Origin of the sequence: Anoxynatronum buryatiense (genome assembly GCF_900182905.1) — a bacterium.
GTDB classification, from domain to species: Bacteria; Bacillota; Clostridia; order Peptostreptococcales; family Tindalliaceae; genus Anoxynatronum; species Anoxynatronum buryatiense.
Map to the genome: position 1 here is coordinate 96650 of NZ_FXUF01000012.1, position 20673 is coordinate 117322.

The 20673-nt window shown below is 49.8% G+C and carries 17 protein-coding genes and 1 pseudogene; 5 read left to right on the forward strand and 13 right to left on the reverse strand.

Translation table 11 applies throughout. From position 1 onward, the window contains the following. Positions 1–12 precede the first annotated feature (12 nt). The 6 genes and pseudogenes from QOL74_RS14085 to QOL74_RS14105 all read right to left on the reverse strand — a co-directional run bounded on the left by QOL74_RS14085 (position 13) and on the right by QOL74_RS14105 (position 4600). Positions 13–585: an FHA domain-containing protein gene (locus QOL74_RS14085; RefSeq protein WP_283410135.1), complete on the reverse strand. Its 573-nt coding sequence runs from the start codon at positions 583–585 to the stop codon at positions 13–15. Between the two features lie 58 nt (positions 586–643). Further along, positions 644–1384 (reverse strand): PP2C family protein-serine/threonine phosphatase, encoded by a 741-nt coding sequence (locus QOL74_RS14090; protein WP_283410136.1) that lies wholly within the window; start codon positions 1382–1384, stop codon positions 644–646. A gap of 125 nt (positions 1385–1509) precedes the next feature. Beyond that, a complete protein-coding gene (locus QOL74_RS18480; protein WP_430383875.1) occupies positions 1510–2310 on the reverse strand; it encodes an FHA domain-containing protein in 801 nt (266 codons plus the stop codon). A 9-nt stretch (positions 2311–2319) separates the two neighbouring features. Continuing rightward, positions 2320–3057, reverse strand: a pseudogene (locus tag QOL74_RS18485) (S1C family serine protease); the annotation flags it as partial. Continuing rightward, positions 3045–3821 (reverse strand): PP2C family protein-serine/threonine phosphatase, encoded by a 777-nt coding sequence (locus QOL74_RS14100; protein WP_283410138.1) that lies wholly within the window; start codon positions 3819–3821, stop codon positions 3045–3047. The gene QOL74_RS14100 and the pseudogene QOL74_RS18485, both read right to left, overlap by 13 nt. After that, complete coding sequence (locus QOL74_RS14105) at positions 3818–4600, reverse strand: sortase (RefSeq protein ID WP_283410139.1); 783 nt, start codon at positions 4598–4600, stop codon at positions 3818–3820. Before QOL74_RS14105 ends, QOL74_RS14100 begins: the two co-directional genes overlap by 4 nt. A gap of 322 nt (positions 4601–4922) precedes the next feature. On the opposite strand from QOL74_RS14105, the gene QOL74_RS14110 reads away from it, so the two are divergent. Next, on the forward strand, positions 4923–6119 hold the full coding sequence (locus QOL74_RS14110; RefSeq protein ID WP_283410140.1) for a serine/threonine protein kinase: 1197 nt from the start codon (positions 4923–4925) through the stop codon (positions 6117–6119). 99 nt (positions 6120–6218) lie between these two features. On the opposite strand, the gene QOL74_RS14115 is transcribed toward QOL74_RS14110, so the two are convergent. Both QOL74_RS14115 and QOL74_RS14120 read right to left on the reverse strand, forming a co-directional pair. Beyond that, positions 6219–6779 carry a LemA family protein gene (locus tag QOL74_RS14115; RefSeq protein ID WP_283410141.1) on the reverse strand — a complete coding sequence of 187 codons (561 nt, stop codon included), beginning with the start codon at positions 6777–6779 and terminating at the stop codon, positions 6219–6221. Positions 6780–6821: 42 nt separating this feature from the next. After that, positions 6822–8240 carry a hypothetical protein gene (locus QOL74_RS14120; RefSeq protein WP_283410142.1) on the reverse strand — a complete coding sequence of 473 codons (1419 nt, stop codon included), beginning with the start codon at positions 8238–8240 and terminating at the stop codon, positions 6822–6824. A 371-nt stretch (positions 8241–8611) separates the two neighbouring features. Here QOL74_RS14120 and QOL74_RS14125 point away from each other — a divergent pair, with 371 nt between their 5' ends. The 4 genes from QOL74_RS14125 to QOL74_RS14140 all read left to right on the forward strand — a co-directional run bounded on the left by QOL74_RS14125 (position 8612) and on the right by QOL74_RS14140 (position 13879). Next, positions 8612–9550, forward strand: a complete 939-nt coding sequence (locus tag QOL74_RS14125) for an alpha/beta hydrolase (RefSeq protein WP_283410143.1) — start codon at positions 8612–8614, stop codon at positions 9548–9550. 390 nt (positions 9551–9940) lie between these two features. After that, the gene (locus QOL74_RS14130; protein ID WP_283410144.1) at positions 9941–11170 is read left to right on the forward strand and encodes a sugar ABC transporter substrate-binding protein; all 1230 of its coding nucleotides are present in this window, start codon (positions 9941–9943) and stop codon (positions 11168–11170) included. A 95-nt stretch (positions 11171–11265) separates the two neighbouring features. Continuing rightward, positions 11266–11988, forward strand: coding sequence for a response regulator transcription factor (locus QOL74_RS14135; protein WP_283410145.1), 723 nt, complete (start codon positions 11266–11268; stop codon positions 11986–11988). Between the two features lie 19 nt (positions 11989–12007). Further along, positions 12008–13879: a sensor histidine kinase gene (locus QOL74_RS14140; RefSeq protein WP_283410146.1), complete on the forward strand. Its 1872-nt coding sequence runs from the start codon at positions 12008–12010 to the stop codon at positions 13877–13879. A gap of 56 nt (positions 13880–13935) precedes the next feature. Here the strand turns inward: QOL74_RS14140 and QOL74_RS14145 are convergent, their stop codons facing one another. From QOL74_RS14145 to QOL74_RS14165, 5 genes are all read right to left on the reverse strand, one after another. Then, on the reverse strand, positions 13936–14403 hold the full coding sequence (locus QOL74_RS14145; RefSeq protein ID WP_283410147.1) for a hypothetical protein: 468 nt from the start codon (positions 14401–14403) through the stop codon (positions 13936–13938). 170 nt (positions 14404–14573) lie between these two features. After that, a complete protein-coding gene (locus QOL74_RS14150) occupies positions 14574–16907 on the reverse strand; it encodes a hydratase (protein WP_283410148.1) in 2334 nt (777 codons plus the stop codon). A 437-nt stretch (positions 16908–17344) separates the two neighbouring features. Continuing rightward, positions 17345–18031 (reverse strand): DUF4956 domain-containing protein, encoded by a 687-nt coding sequence (locus tag QOL74_RS14155; protein ID WP_283410149.1) that lies wholly within the window; start codon positions 18029–18031, stop codon positions 17345–17347. 63 nt (positions 18032–18094) lie between these two features. Continuing rightward, positions 18095–18916, reverse strand: a complete 822-nt coding sequence (locus tag QOL74_RS14160) for a polyphosphate polymerase domain-containing protein (protein WP_283410150.1) — start codon at positions 18914–18916, stop codon at positions 18095–18097. A gap of 231 nt (positions 18917–19147) precedes the next feature. Further along, positions 19148–20518: a sensor domain-containing diguanylate cyclase gene (locus tag QOL74_RS14165; RefSeq protein WP_283410151.1), complete on the reverse strand. Its 1371-nt coding sequence runs from the start codon at positions 20516–20518 to the stop codon at positions 19148–19150. Positions 20519–20673 lie beyond the last annotated feature (155 nt).

Here is a 20673-nt window from a genome sequence, read left to right on the forward strand (position 1 = left end):
TGTGTCTGTCACCTATGATTCTTCAGTTTCTGTTGAGCCTTTTTTCTTCCAAGTAAAGGCTTCTCCACAGAAGGGCAGGAACATCAGCCTGGTTTCTCCCAGTTCGATCACGTCGTAGGGATTCAGTACCGCCGGCATCACCAGCTCTTCGTCGTTGAGATACACCAGCCCCCTGCCGTCTCCGGGATACAAGCGAAACTTATGATCTTTGGGATTATAACTGACGATGGTGTGATTTTCCCTGGAGATGGTTTCATCGCCTTCGATGCAAATATCCATGGTATTGCTGCGCCCCACAAAGTTCTTTTCTGCCACGATGCGGTAATCTCTGCCCCGGTCTGGCCCTTCAATACAAACAAACCAGCCAACCACCGGGTCAATGCCCATTTTTTTATGGAAAACGCCCATGGTGCGGCCTTCCTGAGCGGGAGCTCCCTTCCCGCCTGCTGCCGGTGGAGGCGTTGGACGCTTGGCCATGGTTTTCTGAATGTCAATATCCAGGCTCTGCACCCCGCAGTAGGGGCACCCGCTATGTTTTGAGGCATCATAGTAGTGGCCGTTGTTACATCTTGTCAACTGATTCATGCTGTAACCCCCTCTTGTGATTTTTCCCCTGCCGGTGATTCATCGGATTGTCACGTGATCACCGCATCCACACAGCCAGGGCCGAATAATTGTCATGGTCGGACGGTGCCTGTTCCAGCAAACTATTCTCCATGCTTTTCAGCCATGCCTCCGGCGATGGCGCCGATGCCAAAAATGCTGTCATTTCAGCCTCTGTCACCAGTTCCCAAAACCCGTCGGAACACAGGAGAAAGGCGTCTTGGCCGCCGGGACTGATGGAAACACGGGCGGCATGCCACCGCAACGCTTCCCCTCCATCCAGCACGGCCGTCAGCCGATTTCGGTCTTCATGGTGGCGAATGGCATCTTCAGATATTTCTCCAATATCTGCCAGTTTCTGGGGCAGGCTGTCGTCTTTTGTTCTTGACACCAGCACCCCTTCCCGAAAATGATACAGACGGGAATCTCCCACATGGCCCCACACCGCCTGGTCACTGTCACAGGCCCACAGCACCAAAGTGGTTTTCATGCGGCCCAGGGAGGGGTCATCCTGCTGCTGTTGCTGCAGCGCACCATTGGCCTGACGGGCGCAGGTTTCCAGCAGGCTTTCCTGAAGGCGGTGGAGCCCTTCTCCCTGCTGCCAAAAGGTGATTTGGGCTGTTTCAACGGCGATGGCTGAAGCAATCCGTCCGCCCCGATGGCCGCCCAGGCCGTCTGCCAGGGCGGCAAAGGCTCTGGCAGCTTGTTCATCAAAGCACAGGGCATCTTCATTGTATTTTCGCCCTCCCGGTTTTGTAAGGGAGGCTGTCAGGATTTTCATGAACGCTCACCTGTTCTTTCACTGGTTCTGAAAGGCTGTTTTTTCAGTTGTTATAAAGCCTGTTATTCAAGTTCCATAAGGCTTACTCATCGGTTTGAAACTCCCATCCTGTCATCTTGTCATTGTCAACCTGTCACCGTCAGTTCAAAGACTTCTTTGGGGTCTGCCAGATAGAAGCGGTCACCCGGTTTCAGGTAGTAGGGCTTCCCTGAATCCAGCTGTTCACTGGATGAAAGGAAGGTGCCGTTGGAGGAAGAATCTTCCAGCACAAACTGACGGGTTTTATCGTCAAACCGAATGGTCACGTGTTTTCGGCTGATTTCTTCGAAGGATTGAGGATACACCAGGTGGGCCATTCGAGGATCGCGCCCGATGGTGAGCTGACCGTTGACAAATTCCACCGACTGGCCAGCAAAGTGACCGGAGATTCCTTTGATGCCGGGGCCTGGGGTGACAGCAGCTCCTGTTTTGGCTTTTGTCATGGGAGCTGTCTGGGGATCAAGGGCCGCTGGTTTTGCCCGGGTGACGCCTGGATCCACACTCTGGGAGTTGGGAATCTGCGGCGGCGGCATATGGGGTTGAAACTGGGGCTGGCCTGACTGCCCGTACTGGAAAGATGCCTGGGCAGGGGCTTCTTTTTTCTTGCCTTTCATCACCATCACCACCACGCCAATGACCACCAACAGTGCCACTGCGCCCCCAATGATGAGCAGCATGGACCCGCCGGATTCTGGCTCTGGTTGTGGCGGCGGTGGTGCAGGGGTCGGTGTGGGTGCCGGTTCGGGGGTGGAGGCTGGTTCCGGTGTGGCGGCGGGTGCAGGAGCTGCGGCTGCACCAGTGCCTTTTGGCTGGCGAATGCCCCGGCGATCTAACACCTCTGTCAGGTAGTCAATCTGCATGGACCCATTCACGTTTTGTGCTTCCATAAAGGTAAATGTATTGATCCCCACCACTTCACCCAGTTCATTTACCAGGGGACCACCGGAGTTTCCAGGATTAATGGGGGCATCAATCTGATAAGCACCAATGCCGTTCCAGGTGGTGGTTTTGCTGATGATTCCCTTGGTCATGACCACATCGGTGTAATAGGAGGACCGGAAGTCTTCCACGTTTTGATCCGGGAAACCCAGCGCCCAGACATCATCGCCCACATTCACCTGGTCACGGTTTGCCATCACCAGGGGTTCATAGCCGTAGAGCAGATGATTGGGGTCAATTTTCAGCAGGGCCATGTCGGCATTGGGCAGTGAATGGAACACAGTGGCCGGTACCAGGTCATCGGCTGATATCCAGACGCGCACGGAGATGTTCCGCACTTCCCGACCAAAAATATCCATCCACATATCACCCAGCTGCATATTGATGTAATCTTTGTCTACCACATGAAAATTAGTGGCGATGTATTCAAAGGGTTCGCCATCTCCCACCACAAAACCGGAGCCATGGCCCAGGTACCCGGCATAGGGATCATTGAAATCCCGCTGTACATCTGCGTCCCAAACGGTTACCCGCACTACGCTTTTTCTGGCTTCTGAGGGTGAACTGGCATGCACCGGCACGATCACACATGTCATTAACAATGCCAGCACTGCCAATACTGCTGCATAGCGCATTAATTTTCTTCTGCTCTTCATCCCATTCACTCCTTTGGTTTTTTGTCTTATGCAGTGCATTCGACGATAATCACTGTCACATTGTCCTGGTGCCGCTTTTGCTTTGCCAGCACCTGCCGGATCATTTCGGTTGCCGGATCATGATGGTGACCGCTAAGAAGTGCCTCCATCTCCTCCCGGGTCAGGACTCCCGACAAACCATCGGAACATAAGATCACCCGGTCGCCCAGTTTCAACTGCAATGGTTCCTGGCCGTGGTTAATTTCAGGTATTTCCGGCAGTCCCAGATAGCTGGTGAGGTGATCCCGTTCAGGATGAACCTGTGCTTCCGCTGCTGTCATTTCCCCGTTTTTCACCTGCATTTTCAACTGATTGGCATAGACGTGCTCTGTATTTAGCTGCTGCAATCGCCCCTCTCTGAAATGAAAAATGTGACTGTCACCGACAGAAATCCAGTGGAGCTTATCTGTCTCTATGAGTATTGCCACCAGGGTGGTACCCAGCTCCACCTCCTGCCCGTCAATAAACGCTTTGTCAAACACGCTGACATTGGCAATGCGTAACGTACGTTGCAGAAATGCGGCGGCCGGTTCCTCCTGTGGCCGTTCACGGTGTTCCTTTAGAAATCTGTCGATGGCCGCGTGGCTGGCCCTGCTGCCGTGGGATAACCCTCCCATGCCGTCGGCAATCGCCGCCAGATACCCCTTTTGGTTGATCAGTTCCACATCATCCAGGCTGGTGACCCCCAGGGCGTCTTCCTGATACTCTCGGGTTCCCTGGTGCTGCGCCTGAAAAACAACCAGCGATTTTTCTGCTGCATTCATGGATTCATCAGCACTCCTTTATCTGTTAGCTGCCCATTGGTATCTGGTTGCTGTGTTTCAGTATCCGGTTGCCGCATCCCGGCATTGATTCGCTGTGTCTGTGTCACTTCCCGTGCTTCCTGCACTTCCATTGACTCGATAGGCTGCCATTCTTTCAGGTAGGCCCTCACAATCAGCCGGTGAGTCGCCGGGCTGTTTTTCGGCTCACAGGTCTGAAGGGTGATGGCCGGCACTTCTGTGAAATTAATAACACTCCAGTCGTAAGGGTCCACAATTTTGACCCAGGCAACCTCATAGGCCAGCACATGGCTGTCGGTTTTCAGATAAATGGGGTCACCGGCTGCCAGTTGGTCCAAGTCTCTAAAGTAGGCATACTGCCCTCTGCGGTGGGCGGCAAAGGCGGTATTGCCCTGGCGTGTTCCCGGCAGGTCACTCATTTGAAAGTGAACAGGGGCAATACGCAGATCTGCATCACTGAAGACATCACCGCCTATGACTTCCATTTCAAAGTCAAGAGCAGGGATGGTCATCGTTGTTGGCACAAAGGTTTCCGGCTCATAGTGATGTTCTGTGGCGGCTCCACTGTCCCTCTGCTGGTCTGAACCGCCGGGCAAAGGCTTCAGCGCCAGTTCGCTCTGCTGAACCCGGCGGGCGGCATCAAGCCACTCCTCTGAAATCGGGTCAGTGTCAGGAGTGTTTTGAGGGAAGAAAATAAAAAAGAGAACGATTCCCATGAGCAAGAGAACGACTCCCGCCCATCTTCGTACCACCATGGACATGATGATCACTTCCTCTGAAAAAAGTTCCATTCATTGATGACATGCCCCGAAGTTGCATGTCATATTGTGCCCGCTAATATGCCTCAATTTCAAACATATTATTTCGGAATATTGTAGCAATATTATAGCACATTTAGGTCATTGGCCTCAATTATATGCAAACGTTTGCATGCATTTGTCATGTTTTTCCTCCCATAACGTCACCTTTTGTCATTGCCTACCGAATCCCTCTCATTTGTCATCTTTGCCGCTCTATTTCGGATGATTTTCATATGATAAAATATAGTTCAGCAGTTGACGATTTTGGAGGGAGGTTATTGCCATGGCTGACTCAAACCATACCCACCTTGCACCCGGTACGATTTTGCAGGGAAAATACCAGATTGAAAGTACCCTGGGCCAGGGAGGGTTTGGCATTACTTATCTGGCAAGAGATCTGAATTTGGAAATCAATCTGGCCATCAAGGAATATATGCCTCAGGATCTGGCCACACGGCTGCCGGGGAATGCCGAAGTAAGCATCCATTCGGGAAATCTGCGGGCGCACTATGATGATGGTCTGACAAAATTTTTGCAGGAAGCCCGAACGCTGGCACGTTTCGAATCCCACCCCAACATCGTTTCGGTGCGGGATTATTTCGAGGCCAACCAGACCGCCTACTTTGTCATGAACTATATTGAGGGGATCACGCTGAAAGAATTTATTCGGAACAACGAAGGCATCATCAGTGTTCCCCAGGCGCTGTCGGTTTTCATGCCTGTGCTGGATGCCCTTCGGGAGGTGCACGCCTATGACGTACTCCACCGGGACATCAGCCCCGACAACATCTTTATGACGGCAAAGGGCCAGATCATTCTCATTGATTTTGGCGCTGCCCGCCAGTCTGTTTCCAACAAGGGACACAGCATGTCCATCATCCTCAAACCCGGTTACACACCAGAAGAGCAGTATCGCTCAAGGGGACTGCAGGGCCCCTGGACTGATCTTTATGCCCTTGGTGCCACTTTTTACCGGGCCATTACCGGTCAGATGCCGGTGGAATCGCTGGACCGGCTGGCACAGGATGATCTGATCCCCCCTTCGGCCCTGGGTGTAGCGATTGATGCGCCTCTTGAAGCCGCTCTTCTTCGTGCCATGGCTGTCAAGGCTGAAGATCGGTTTCAGACAGCTGCCGACTTTCAGGCTGCGCTGCTGGGCGCCGGGACAGCTGCTGCACCACCCAGTTCAACCGCATCTTCTGAGGCGGCTTTCGAAGCGGCTGCTGCACCTCCAACCTCCGGGGCGGTTTCCGCTTCTCAGCAGCCCCATGCGATGCCGCCGCCACAGCCGCAACCACAGCAACCACCATCAGCCGGCCATCAGACCGCCGGCCTGGGGGCTGCTGCACCGTCCGCCGCTGCCCCACCCACATCCGTTTCAGGCTCTGTCGGTCAGGCACCAGTACCAAAGGGAAAAGTGGCCCTGATTGGAATGGTGATTGTAGGCTTGCTGCTGGCAGTCCTTTATCTGGCCCGGTAGGGCAGTAAGCACAGCATGGCAGCAAACCATCTTTCCATACACACCAAAAAACCCCTTGACTTGAACCATTTTTCGGTTCAAATCAGGGGGTTTTTCAATTTAAAACCGTACCTGAACGGCCTGTCTTTCTGATGTTTCCAATACTTCAAAGTATGGTATCGCCTGGAATCCCATGATTCCCGCCAGCAACACACCGGGGAATGCTTCGATTTTGGTGTTGAACTTCATGGTGGTGTCGTTGTAAAACTGACGGCTGTAGGCGATTTTGTTTTCTGTTTCCGCCAGATCACGCTGCAATTGGGAGAAGTTTTCACTGGCTTTCAGTTCCGGGTAAGCCTCTGCCACTGCAAACAGCGATTTCAATGCACCCGAGAGGGCGTTTTCCGCCTGCTGGCGGTCTTCCACCGACTGGGCCTGCAGGGCTTCTGCCCGGGCCCGGGTGACCAGCTCAAAGGTTTCTTTCTCATGAGCGGCGTATCCTTTGACTGTTTCCACCAGATTTGGGATTAAATCTGACCGCCGCTTCAACTGCACATCGATCTGCGCCCAGGCGTTTCGTGCCAGGTTGCGCAGTTTGATGGTGCTGTTGTAGAAGACCACCAGCCCCATCCCCGATAAAATAATGACCACGATCAGTACTGCCAGTAACGTGCTCCACATTGCATTGATCACTCCTTTTGTGTGTTAAGGTGGTTGCCATTGTTACATTAAGAAACTTCCACTGATGACAATTCCCATGACTGCCAGCATCACCAGCAGCGGAACCACCATGGGGGATTTTTGCCATGCACCACTGGCCGGCAGGTAGGAGAGCTTTCTGTCAGTGGCTGGTTGGGGGATTCTGGGGATACCAGCGGTTTCAAGATGATGAACCAGCCCGCTGCCGCCCACCAGCATCTCCTGCTGCCACTGATCAGTGATCCAGAAATCCATCTCATCACCACCCCTGAGATTCAGGCGAATCCCCTGGGCCATTGTGCCTGCTCCCGTCACCAGTTGGCTGGCCATGAGAAACTTCATGGAGCCCTTTGAAACCAGGAATCCCAGCCAGGTCATGCGCCGCATCCACCGGGGTGACTCTTTCACCACAGGCTGAAACGACTCCACCTCACCGAAAGGCACCACCACGTGCCCCCGATATGATCCCATGGCAAGGCTGTCATTCGTCACCACCATTTCGAAGCTGGCGGTCCAGGCATTGATGTACATGATCCAGAGAGACAGACCCGCCATGCCCCAAAAAATCACCGTAAGCGGCAGTGCAATGGTGACGGCCTGAAGGGATCCGCCGCTGATGAGAAAAGGCATGGCATAAAACACCAGAAACAGCATGACCATGGCCACGTCGGCCAGCCATACTTTGAAACGGGGGTGTGTGATGGCCCCTTTGTAACGGCGGGGGCGCGGCAACAGCCCATACATGAGCAGTCCCGCCAACATCACCCCATAACCGAAGGGCCGGGCCCTGCGGATCATTCCCGAAGGCGGGAGATCCAGCGCTGAACCGCCGCCAATCCTGAGCTCTTCCAGTGGAAAAGGCAAGTACGTGAGTTTTGCATAGGTGGGAGGTGATCCCTGGTTTTCAATCACCAGGTACAGAGAGTCTGTGTTTCCGCCTGCATGGCTGAACCAGCCGGCCACTGGTGCTTCCTCCGGGTGAAAATAGATTCGGGGAGTGTAACCGCTTTTCAACGTTTCAGCCTGCACCCGATGCTTCCATTCCTTTGGAACCACCCGGCGTTCCAGCAAATTCAACGCTTCTGTGAACTCTGGCCATGCCGCTCCCTGAAGCATCAACAAATCATCTCCTGCAATGGCCTGCACGTACGCTTCCAGAGGAAGGGCCGCCAGCTGGCGCTGCGTCTCTGTGGCAAAGGGCCGTTCAATCTCCCGGCGCTGCTGGCGCTGCATGTCCACTCCCTCCAGCCTCACCAGAGGCGCCGGTGAAGCATAGGCAAATAACCAGAATCCCACCGCCAGGCTCAAAAGAAGCAGGAGACGACGCCAGAGCTCGAAGGTGCCCGAAGACTCAAGACCGCCTGGAAGATCTTTGGTGCCTGCATCACTTTTTCGAACTCGAATGGCCTTCACCTCCCGAAACAGATGACTTTGTTTTAGCATACTTGCTTCTCAAACAGTTGTCAATTAGTGTCATTGTAGATTTACTTGACTTTATGACACCCTCTTCCACTCAGAAGCTATGTGAATCTGTGATGAGTTATTTTCATCAGTTCTCTGACACGTTGCATTCGTCCATCCATGGAATCACTTCCATTTTTTCATCCCCCTTCGCCTGCATCGTTGCTACTCTTTTGGATCGAAACTTTTCCATTCTCAGGATAAGCTGCAAGATGCAACCTTAATATTCTTCATGTAAACTGGTTAACTTTATTCATTTATAAATCTCAGAATTGACAGATAATATAATCAGGGCCACCAAGAAATCGTTTTCATTTTTCGTTTGCATTTTCACAATAAAAGGAGGATAATCAATGAAAATTATCAAATTGAAACAAACCCTGTGCATGACACTCGTGATGTTGTTACTGCTCACTCAATTTAGCTTTGCTCAGGGAAAGCACGCATTGGATCTACAACCGACTGAGCAATATCATGTCAAATTGATCAAGGATGTTAATTTTTCTCAATCGGGTGAAGGAAATCAACCAAATCTTTCCATGGATATTTTGCGCCCAACCAGCAACGAACCCTTGCCAGCCATTGTTTACATTACCGGAAATGCATGGCGGTATGCTGATCGGTCTGTCAACCTGCCCATGTTTTCGGAAATCGCCCGAAGTGGCTATGTGATTGTCTTTATTGACTGGCGAGCAAGTACCAACCACCTATTCCCTGCTCAATTGGAAGATGCCAAGACAGCTGTTCGATTCCTTCGCGCCAATGCAGCAAAGTATAATATTGATCCTGATCAGATTGGTACCTGGGGACATTCTTCGGGCGCGCACCTGGCTGCCATGCTGGGAACAACGGGAGGCATTGCTGATTTTGACAAGGGCGACTGGCCAGGATACTCCAGCAAGGTACAGGCCGTGGCAGCATGGTCTGCTCCCATTGATCTGCTAACGATTAATCCACCTTCAAAAGCCGACGAACTTCACTTGATTTACGAGTCAATCTTAACAGGCCTCAATGTCTATGACCCTGCCAATGCAGCCAAGGTGGCCGCAGCAGGACCAACTCAGTACATTACACCAGATGACCCCGCATTCTTATTGATGTATGGCGACAGCGACCCTGTCATTCCCATTAAGCAAGGGGAAGATTTCCACGAAGCCTTAATTGCAGGAGGCGTTGACAGTACTTTTTATACCGTCATTGGTGGTGTTCACAGTTCGATTCAGTTTACCAACCAGGAACGCCTCATGACCCTCACCAAAGAGTTTTTTGACCGGGAACTAAAAGGAAAGTAGCTGAGTTGGCTATTTTCATCCTCTACAAAGACAGCTCTCCCGAAGAGCTGTCGAGGTTGAAGACAAAGGACTTTGGCCAGGGCATCTGATTCCAATCTTGTGTGTTTTTAGTCGAAAGTCTCGAAAACAGCGCCTGAACTCACTTCGCTCAAACAGCAGGCGCTGGCGGTTTTCTCATCTTTTCGAAAAACACTGACAAGATTTCCAAGGCTGCTCTTTACCAAATCCCTTGTCTTCATCTTAGTTTGTCTACAGTCTGGACAGCTCTCCCGAAGAGCTGTCTTTAACTGCAAAAATGATATAATGAACTGATATAATTGACTTGTGTGATAGGCTGGAAACACCAATATTTGAAACACTGATTGATCGTTAGATTCGAGGGTGATTTGATTGAAATTAAAAATTTTGACAGCCATGATTCTATTCCTTTCTCTCAGTTTGGTATCATGCCATCAGCAGCACACTGAAACTATCTTGCAGGATAACCCTGTTGAAGAACGCGTCGTCATCACCCTGTGGGACTATCTCATTGAAGGAAGCGATACTTCAGATGTCATTGCCGCATACGAAACGATTCATCCCCATATCCATATTAACCGGCAATATATCCCTTTTTCAGACATTAAAAAAAAGTTGGTTTATGCCGCAGCTCTTGGCGAAATGCCGGACATTATTTTGATTGATGATCCGTTTTTTCAAACCTTAGCTGCCATGGATGTGCTTTTTGATCTCACAGAAGCTGTAATGGAGTGGCATAATCCACAGGATATTTTTGCTGACATTCCTTTAAACAGCTGCACTTATAATGGAGACATCTTCGGCCTGCCCATGGGCGTACATAACCTGGCACTTTTTTATAACCAGGACATGTTGGAAAATGCCAACCTTCAACCACCCGAAACCTGGGATGAACTGCTGCTCGCTGCCGAAAAACTTACCACAGAAGACGTTGCCGGTTTCAAGCTAACTGCAGTTAAAAATCAGCAATCTATCTACACCTTTTTGCCCTTTTTATGGCAAACAGGTTCAGATCTTGAAACACTTAATGATGGCGGCACTCTGGAAGCTCTTCAGTTTTGGAAGACAATGATCGATCATGGTTATATGCCCCAGGACATCTTAAGGGACAATTCTCAAACAGTGATGGTTCAGTTCAGTCAGGGCAAAGTCGCCATGATGGTTAATTCAAGCTGGCAGGTCAAATTGCTGAAAAACTTTCCCCATCTGCGTTGGGGCGTTGGAAAACTTCCCGGCCATCATTATGACGCCACCAGCCTGGGCAGCGAGAACTGGGCTATCACTGCCACCAGCTCCCACAAAGAGGCTGCATGGAATTTCCTTAAGTTTACCCAGGAAAAAGAAAACTTGGTACCCTTACTATTAAGAACCGGGAGGTTGCCTGCCCAAACCAAATTACTTGACGAGCCTGAGTGGCAGGCAGATGAACATTTGAAGGTTTTTATTGACAGCTTGGATTTCTCAAGGCTTGGAGACTACGGAGTTAACTACCCCGAAATTTCCGTCTATCTTCAAGATATGCTGCACCAGTCACTCAGCGGCAACCAGCCCGTTGAAGAAGCTGTCGATGAAGCCTACGCAAAGATTCGTCCGCTTCTTTAGGTGCATCACTGATTCTCACCGCTTCCCTCCTGCACACCCTTCCCAAAACAATCTTGCGAGTCTCTCAATTCTCATCGTTGGAGATGATGTTATTTATGTTGAAAATACTAATTGTTGATGACGAAGCTATTATTCGCAAAGGCTTGGAAAACATGGTAAAACAGTGGTGTCGATTTCGGGTGATTGGCGTTGCGGACGATGGTGAAACCGCCCTTCAATGGCTCCATAAAACCGCGTCTCTGCCTGACCTGATAATCACAGATATCTATATGCAACACATGGATGGACTGAAGTTGATCCAGCAAGTGAACACACTGTACCCTGAGATCAAGTGCGCTATTCTTTCAGGCCATGAAGATTTTCACCTGGCACAAAAGGCCATTGAATTAAAGGTTTGTCAATATATCACCAAGCCTGTGGTAAGCCAGTTTCTTTTTGATTCACTGGAAAAAATTCTGACAGAAATCAGCCCCAATCCCATCTCCGGTAATGCGCTGTATCCAAAAGATGTGGTGGAAATTACGATTCAGTACATTCGCAATTACTATCAAAATCCCGCCCTCTCTCTGCAGGAGCTTGCTGATCATGCTTCTGTTCATCCCAATTATCTCACCCAGCTCTTCAAACGAAGAATGGGCATTCCCTGCATGCAGTTCCTGACACAGGTAAGAATGGAAAAAGCAAAAGAATTGTTGCTGCAATCCAATCTCAAAGTTTCCACAGTGGCTCGTCATGTTGGCTATGAAAACCCCCTCTATTTCAGCTCATACTTCAAGAAATGGGTCGGTGTGAACCCCTCAAAATACCGTGAAGCTTAATGAAAAGGCTGTGAAATGGATGATTGATATTACAAAGCACCACTTGGCTTCCTTTTGCAACAAGATAAGCCGGCGCATCATCTATAAACTTTTACTGATTATCATACTGCCCAATATGATCTTTCTATTCATGATTCAGCATCTGATGAACCAGCACTTAAAGCAGCAAACACTTGAAATGGATAATATGTTGCACGTTTTGAATCACGCTGTTTCCCGCGAGATCAGTAGTCTTTTTAACAATATGAGAGCCTTATCAAGCGAAGTTATTGTCAATCCCGATGTGCAGCGCATCCTAACTGGAAAATATCCGCGCCTTATGACCGGGTACCCCTACGATATTTGGTACAAAGAACAGTTGTCAGATGATCGTTATCTTGATAACCGCACCATGGAAGAAATTCTCTCGCATTACCGTATCCTTTGGGACGTTTTTTCCATCGCTGTCATCAGCTGTAGTAATGATATTTATTTAAGCACTTCTCCCATCTATGATTATCATATTTCTCCTTCTGATCTGAAAAATTCTCACGTGTTGCAATCCGTTCAATTTTCTGATAGCTCCGACTTTTCCTGGAGTGTTAACGATGCTTTGACGCAGGATCATAACGTGATCACGCTGGCACGTCAAATCCACAGTATTGACAACCCCCAAGAAATTGCCGGCTATATTGTTATCAATCTTTCCCTTGAAAAAGTAAAAAACTCTTTTTACACCTACAGTTACTACGAAACCATGATATTTGGCCTTATTGACGAAAACGGCCAAAGGTGGATGATCTATGATGGTCATGAAATATCTGGAGGAAACACACCTCCATTTGATGATATCAGAGACGGCTTGTTTTCTTCTTTCTGGCAGGGTCAGCCCTGGCACCTTTATCTGTCGATCAATGAATCTGGAAACCATATTATCGCAGGGATTGATGAATCTTACATGATTCAGCGCTTTAATGATTTTAGAAAAACGCTTTTTCTGAGCTACACCTTCTTTTTGCTGGCAGCTATTTTCATTTCAATATATGGAACCAAATCCATCACCGATCGGCTGCACCAGCTGGAAAAAGCCATACGAAGTTTTGGCGATAAAAACTGGAAAACACGCATCTCCTTGCGAGGAAATGATGAAATTCAAATGATCGGCAACACCTTTAACGAAATGGCCCATCACATCGAAGATCTGGTCGAGAACGTTAAAGAAGAGCAGCATCAAAAACGTCTTTTTGAGTTAAAAGTATTGGATTATCAGATCAATCCTCATTTTTTATACAATACCCTCGATTCCATTAACTGGCTGGCTTTGGAAAACGACCAGCAGGAAGTCAGTCAGATGGTTAATGGTCTTGCAAGGCTTTTTCGAATTATTCTCAGTAAAGGGAGTGAATTTTTTGCTTTGAGAGAAGAATTTGAAATGGTTGGCATCTATTTGGATATTCAGAAGATTCGCTTTGGAGAACGATTTGAATACAGCCTCTTCCTTGATCCCGCCATTTCCCAATACCCCATTGGAAAACTTCTGTTGCAGCCGCTTGTTGAGAATGCAATTGTTCATGGCACGAAAGGACTGCGGACCAAGGGACACATCTGCATAAGGGGCACCCGCCAGAATGGTCAGGTGGTTTTAGAGGTTAAAGACAATGGTGTGGGCATGCCTGCCGATGTCATCGGCAATTTAACAGATTATCTCAAGCAGGACATCTGGCACCACAGTGTTCCTGCTGAATTGGGGTATGGCGTTAAGAATGTGGACTCTCGTTTAAAGCTGGCCTATGGCATCCATTCTTCTCTCACGATTTCATCAACTCAAAAAGAACCATCCGGTACCTCCATTCAAATTCATATCGATGAGTCCGCTTTGCAAAAAATACAACAAACAGCCGGCAGATCTTAATGGATCTGTGCCGGCTGTTTGTTGTTGACAGGCATTATTTCAATTCAATGGCTGTTTTATCTCACTTCCTCAAAAACGGGTGCATCATTGCGCATCAGAAATATGAAGACAGGCCCCATGAAGGGAATGATGATGCTGAGAAGCAGATACAGCACCGCCTGATCGGGCCGGTGAATCTTATAGAGCTTGTGGAGGGCAAAGAGACTGATCACCGCCGCTGCAATGGAGATAACAGTCCCGATGAGGGGAATCATTCCCAAAACAACACTGGCAATGGCAATTCCCGGGAGCACCAGCTCCACCTGGGGAATTTCATAACCGCCAATGTTCAGAGTGCGAATCACCTTGCCCAGAATGTAGAGTTGTGCCACGGGAATCCAGGCAACCCAGGGATTTTCAATGTTCCTCTTTTGAGCCATGGTGTACAGTCCCAGTGCTGCCAACACATAGGAAGCTATGGCGATGAGAAAAAAGAATAAAAAGAACGTCCCAAAAAGTGCCGCAATGCCGTATTCCATTCGCATTTTAAAACCTCCTTCGTCTCGCTTGACGCCTTCTGTTTTACCCGACAGTTTCAAGGGGCGGCATTTGCCGTGCCCTCTTAAACCATCACGTATTTCGACTTATATAAGGCTATTACCCAGATAAGTTTTCAGCAAACGAATGCGGCAAATGATTTGTGATGACGTGATTGTCATGCAGTTGATAACTGATCTTTCTCTTTCTGGCGCTGATCCCGATAGTAGTTCATTAAGCAGCCAGATCTGATAATCTGCCGTTCCTCTTCATTCAGGGGAGGCAGCTTCAGTTGAAGGGATGAGACCGGTTGTTCTCCTGTTTGCCCCAGCACATAGGCTTTCACAGTATCCCTGTTTTCTGTCAGAGCCTGGATGATCTCCGGGATCAGCAGGTACTGCCCCACCTGAAAGTCCAGTTCTTCAGGATAGAGGAAGGGCAGCATTCCCCAGTTAATGACATTGGAACGGTACCGGCGGGTGGCATATTCATTGGCGATGTTAGCCCAGCCTCCGAGAATTCGCTGACAGCTGGCCGCCTGTTCCCGGGCAGAGCCGTCTCCCGGTTTTCGGGCTGCGATGAGGCTGCCAACCCCCACCTCTTCCAGTTGAATTTGAGGGATCAACGCCTTAATCTCCTGCCCTAATGATGCCAGCACTTCATTTTCCAGCAGGGGACTTCTTCCCTGTGTACGCTCCGTTTCCAGCGCCAGTGTTTGACGGGCTCTTGCCACATAGCCCGGATCTCGTCTTGAAAGGGTGTACTCTGCCAACAGCTGGGGGTTTGAACGGTAGGAAGAAGCTTCTCCCGAAGGAATCAGTTCATCGGTGGTGGTCACCGGGTCAAGAATGACCGAAGCCACCTGCAAGAGCAGGTGCCGGGTGAGGGGCGAAATCTCCGGCCATTCGGTGATGTTGGGGCCCATCACAAGAGACTCCTTGGCTTGCGGTTGATCGAAACCGGCATAAACCCGCTTGGTGTAAATCTCTTGATGGAAGGTGTACGGCGGCAACTCTCCAGTCATTTCAACTTCTGTCGCTGCTGTCAGGGCACCGCCGTTGGCAGCTGTTGCTGCGATGGAACGGGCGTCCATAAGGGCCACCGACGCCATTTGCCCGCTGCCGGGTTTGGAGCCTTCCCGATTGGGGAAGTTGCGGGTGGTGTGGCGAATGCTGAAACCGTTATTGGCCGGCACATCTCCCGCCCCAAAGCAGGGGCCGCAAAAGGCTGTGCGCAGGGTGGCCCCTGCTTCCATCAGGGCTGCCAAAGACCCATTTTCCATAAGTGCCATATTCACCGGCTGACTGGCGGGATAAACGCTGAGCGAGAAGCTGCCGGCTCCAATGGATTTTCCCGAAAGAATTTCTGCCGCAGCACACAGGTTGCCGTAAGTGCCTCCGGCACAGCCTGCAATCACGCCCTGATCCACATAAAGCCGGCCATCTCTGACTTTGGATTTCAATGAAAAGGTTGCACCCAGCTGATCTTTCCCCTGACGGGCTTTCAATTCCACTTCATGCAGCACCTCATCCAGGTTTTCCTTCATTTCCCGAATGGTATAGGTGTTGGCAGGGTGAAACGGCATGGCGATCATTGGTTCGACGGCTGACAGGTCCAGGTGTATCAGGGCGTCATAGTAAGCCACTTGCCCGGGTTGGAGACATCGATAGTCTTCTGCGCGCCTATGAATCCCATAGTATTCCCGCACTTTTTCGTCTGTTCGCCAGATGGAACTGAGACAGGTGGTTTCAGTGGTCATCACATCGATGCCGTTGCGAAACTCAATATCAAGGGAGTCAATGCCGTCACCAATGAATTCCAGCACCCGGTTATTGGCCAGCCCACTGTGAAACACTTTGCCAATGAGGGCCAGGGCCACATCCTGTGGTCCCACTCCGGGTCGGGGTGTTCCTGTGAGATAGACTGCCACCACTTCAGGATAATTCAGGTTGTAAGTTTCCCCCAGCAGCTGGCGCACCAGTTCCGGCCCGCCTTCTCCGACGCCCATGGCTCCCAGGGATCCGTACCGGGTATGACTGTCTGATCCCAGAATCATGCGGCCACAACCGGCCATCATTTCACGCATGTACTGATGAATGACCGCCAGATGAGCCGGCACATAGATGCCGCCATATTTTCGGGCAGCACTCAACCCGTAGAGATGATCGTCTTCATTGATGGTGCCGCCAACGGCACACAGGCTGTTGTGACAGTTGGTCAGCACATAGGGCAGTTGAAACCGTTCCAGACCGCTGGCTTTCAGGGTTTGAATGATGCCCACATAGGTAATGTCGTGGGACGCCACGGCATCAAATCGCAGCTTCAAATTCTCCATGTCTCCCGAGGTGTTGTGGGCCGCCAGCATTGCGTAAGTGATGGTCTCTTGTCTGGCCCGTTCTCTTTCAGGCTGCCCGCCTGTCAGTTTTTCCAGCAGCTGCTGTGATGCGGGTTCGTCGGTGATGATGGATGTTTCATCAACGACATACACCCCTTTTTCCCAGATTTTCAACATGTTTCTTCCTCCTTTAAGCTGTCTTTAATGGCCACATATCTTCGGAATATTTGACGACCACTCGATTTTATCATTCATTTTTTGAACAAACGCATTGATCAAATGATAACTTTCATTTTTTCTCCTAAGCGTTTGTTTGCCCTTTTTCATTGAAAGAGATTATATCTCTTTTCTCATTTTTGATCAAGCCTTTTTGATGGAAATCATTGTATTTAAGAAAGATTTTTATTTTAAGTTGCAATTTACTCATTTTTCTCTGTGTTTTGAGGGCACTAAAAAGGGCATGTGTCGTTGACACACGCCCCGGATCGCAGGCAAAGCACGATGAAAGCAAGGAATTTGGTAACGAACAGCTTCGGAAAGCTTGTCGGTGTTTTTTTCAGCATGAAACCAGTGGCCCAAGTCTGGCAAGGGTAACCATCGAAGGTTGCACCCTCTTATGATCCCCAGTCATGATTTTCTGTCAAACTGAGGACAATATTCAAATTGCCGTTGCGTTTCCGAATATCATCGATGAGTTCCTTCTGCGAATCAGGATTCACCATGGCAACTCGGTAACATAACTCAAAGAGAGATCCGAAATCTGTGGTTTTCACCCGCACCAGCCGGTAATCGGACAGGTAGGTATCAAAAATGTCGTCAAAATGACCGTGGTAATTCAAGTCTTCGGGAATGGTGATTTTCAGCTGCATTTTGGGAGAAGTGGAAACACCGTATCGGGTGAGGGTGATGAGCACCATCACCAGGCAGAGAATGACCGCAAAAATGGCTGCGTAGGCAATGAAACCCATGCCGCAGGCCAACCCCACCGCCAGGGTAAAGAACACGTACGCAATGTCTTTGGGATCTCCCGGAGCACTGCGAAATCGAATGAGGCTAAATGCACCCGCCAGACTGAAGGCTCTGGCAACGTTGTTGCCCACCAGCAAAATGATGACGGCGATGATGGCCGGAAGCATGATCAGCGTTACGGCAAAGCTGCCGGCATACCCTTCCTGTTGATGGGTCTGGATATACACCAGACTGATGAAAAGCCCCAAAATCAGTGAAGACAACACCACAGTGAGGGCCCCGCCCAGCGTAAAGGCTTCTGCGGTGGTTGAGGTTAAAATTGTATCCAACATATTGTGTCACTCCTTACAATCGGTAATGTGGACGCCGGCAGATCTTTGCCCGGCATTCAAAATTCATATTTGAACAGCATGTGAAAGCCCTTCGAAATCCTTCGGGTGATCACCGGACGCTGCCTTTTCAGAGAACGGTCGCACCTGCTGTTTGACCGCTTGAACCCGGTGGACATACTGCCGGTATTCTTCCCCATATTTGGAAAAGCTGGTAGGGTAGATCCCCGCTGCAGACAACTGGCGTGTCAGCCACAGGGGATATGCGCCAACTGTTTTGATTTCCATCAGAATGCGGTCTTCCGGGATAATCAGTTCTCCCACCCGTCCTTTTCGCAGGTCAATTTGATTTCGACGGCTGATGAGGTTGCGATCAAAGGTAATGCGAAAGCGCTGGTCATTTCGGCAAAAGTAAGCCGTTCGTTCATAGCTGATGAATACTTTGGGCGCCAGTGAATGACGACTCAACAAGTACTGAATTTCCGACGCCACCTGACGGCTTTGCCAGTCTGACTCTTCAGAAACAGCCGGCAACTCTCCTGTGGCTGTAAAGGTCATCGCCGCTGACAGTGGGAGCATCAGCCTTCTCTTGGAGACAGTCCCGCAGATTTTCTTTTTCAGCTCCAGAAACACTGGTGCTTTTTCATCCACGGGCACTTCATAACTCCGCAACCTGAGCTTTTCTTTAAAACTTGGTTTTGACAGGGAATGCCGAATCAGATCATGCTGGGGTGTGTCAAAATAAATATTGTAGACTGTATAACCTGCTCCTCCCCGATCGTAGCTGTCCGGTTCCATATAACGGGGCAGCAGGGCCATCATTGCCTGCCATTGTTCATGATTCAACAGGTATTTCTTTTCGTGCCGTCTGAAAGTTGTCAGTGCCATCTATGCCACTCCTCTCCTTTATCTGTTTGATTGATCGACTGACTGGCTGAAAATCCTTCGACGAATGCCAACGGATGATTTGACATCCGCTGACATTTTCATTGTAGCGATTTCGTTTGTTGATTATTTGTCAGTTATGTGAAGATCATCTGAAAAATGAACAGAAAAAAAGAATCCTCTTTACCAGGGATTCTTGAATTGCGTACTTTGTAACATCGGAACATTGAGTTATCACAAGGGTGCCTGAATGATTGCCGAAGATGATGACAGTGCTTCAAAATGGGTGATTCTGTTTCGTCCGTCAGCCTTTGACTTTCGCAGCGCTGCTTCCGCATTGGCCATCAGCTCACCGGCACTGCTGCCGTCGCCGGGAAATTCTGCCACTCCAAAGGAGGCCGTCACCGCGACCGCTTCTCCCCGTTCACCGGAAATCTTTCGATTGGCCAGCTGGTTTTTCAGGTTCTCCAGGGGGATGGCAATGGTGTCGGCCTCCACCTCTGAAAAGAAAATCACAAACTGATCGCTCGCCAGTCGAAAAAGCATCTCTCCCTTGGCATCCATGTGCACATGTTCCCCGATGAAACTGGCCACTTCTTTCAGTACCAAATCGCCAAAAGCGTGACCATGGGCGTCATTCAGCTGCCCCAGCCGATCAATGTCAACCATGGCGATGACGAAGGATTTGCCTGCAAGGTGATACTCTGCCGTTTTCTGGGTCAGAATGTGGTTCAGATATGTTTCATCAAAAGCACCCGTCAATGCATCTGTCATGGTGAGCCGCACCACCTGTTCATGGTTCAGGGCGCTTTTAAGGATCAGCCGCAGGTTCGCCACAATCAGCTTGAAATAACCTGTATTCACCGTTTTATTCAGATGTTTGTCGGATTTGTTTTCGATGAGCAGAGCACCCGTGAGATCTTTCCGTTCCCAAATCAGGCAGAAATAACTGTCCCTCATGCCCCTTTTGACAGAATGAAGGCATTTGGCGATGGACTCCCCCTCTTTGTAAACTGAGGCCTTTCCGGTGTGTCTCGCCTCTTCAAACCGGCCCCGGGCAATGGCTTCCAACGCCTCATAATCATCACCGGAGGCGGTGGTGGCCTTGACTGTCAGCTGGTGATCCTGATTTGTCAAAAAGAGGGTGCAGGCATCAAAAGCGTAATGCCGGGAAAGGAGATGAACAATCTGATCTGCCGCTTCCCGGCTGGTTTCCTGATCAATGGTTCTTTTGATCATTTCTCTCAATAGTTTGCTGCTGGCCTGGGTCATGTCCATTTCCAGGTTTTTCTGGCGATACTTTTTGATGGACTGCTGCAGGGTTTGATCATTCACCAGAAAAAGAGCCAGGGTTCCCAGGAGCGCACCCAGATGAATCAAATTGACGGGTGCTTTCAATTGATGCAGGATAAACGTCTGAACCGCCAGGCTCACCAGGCCAATGACCAGGGTGATATGGGGCGCCTGCTTATCGGCTGTTGCCAGCATCAAGCTCAAGATAATAAAAGACACGGGTATATGACTATAGGGCAGCATCAAATGGGCAAATGGCGTTGCAATGAAGACGCACGCCAGTAAATAGGGGGCTTTTCGAACACTTTCCATCTATGGGTGACTCCTTTTCATCCGACAGGGCCGGCTCTCGATCCATTAAGTACCGAATGAATCTTATCATAGAAACGGCTGTGATACAAAGGTTTTATGAGAGAAAAATTGTCTGGGCCCAATGGCGAATTGATGGAATCAGGAGTTGTTCTTCA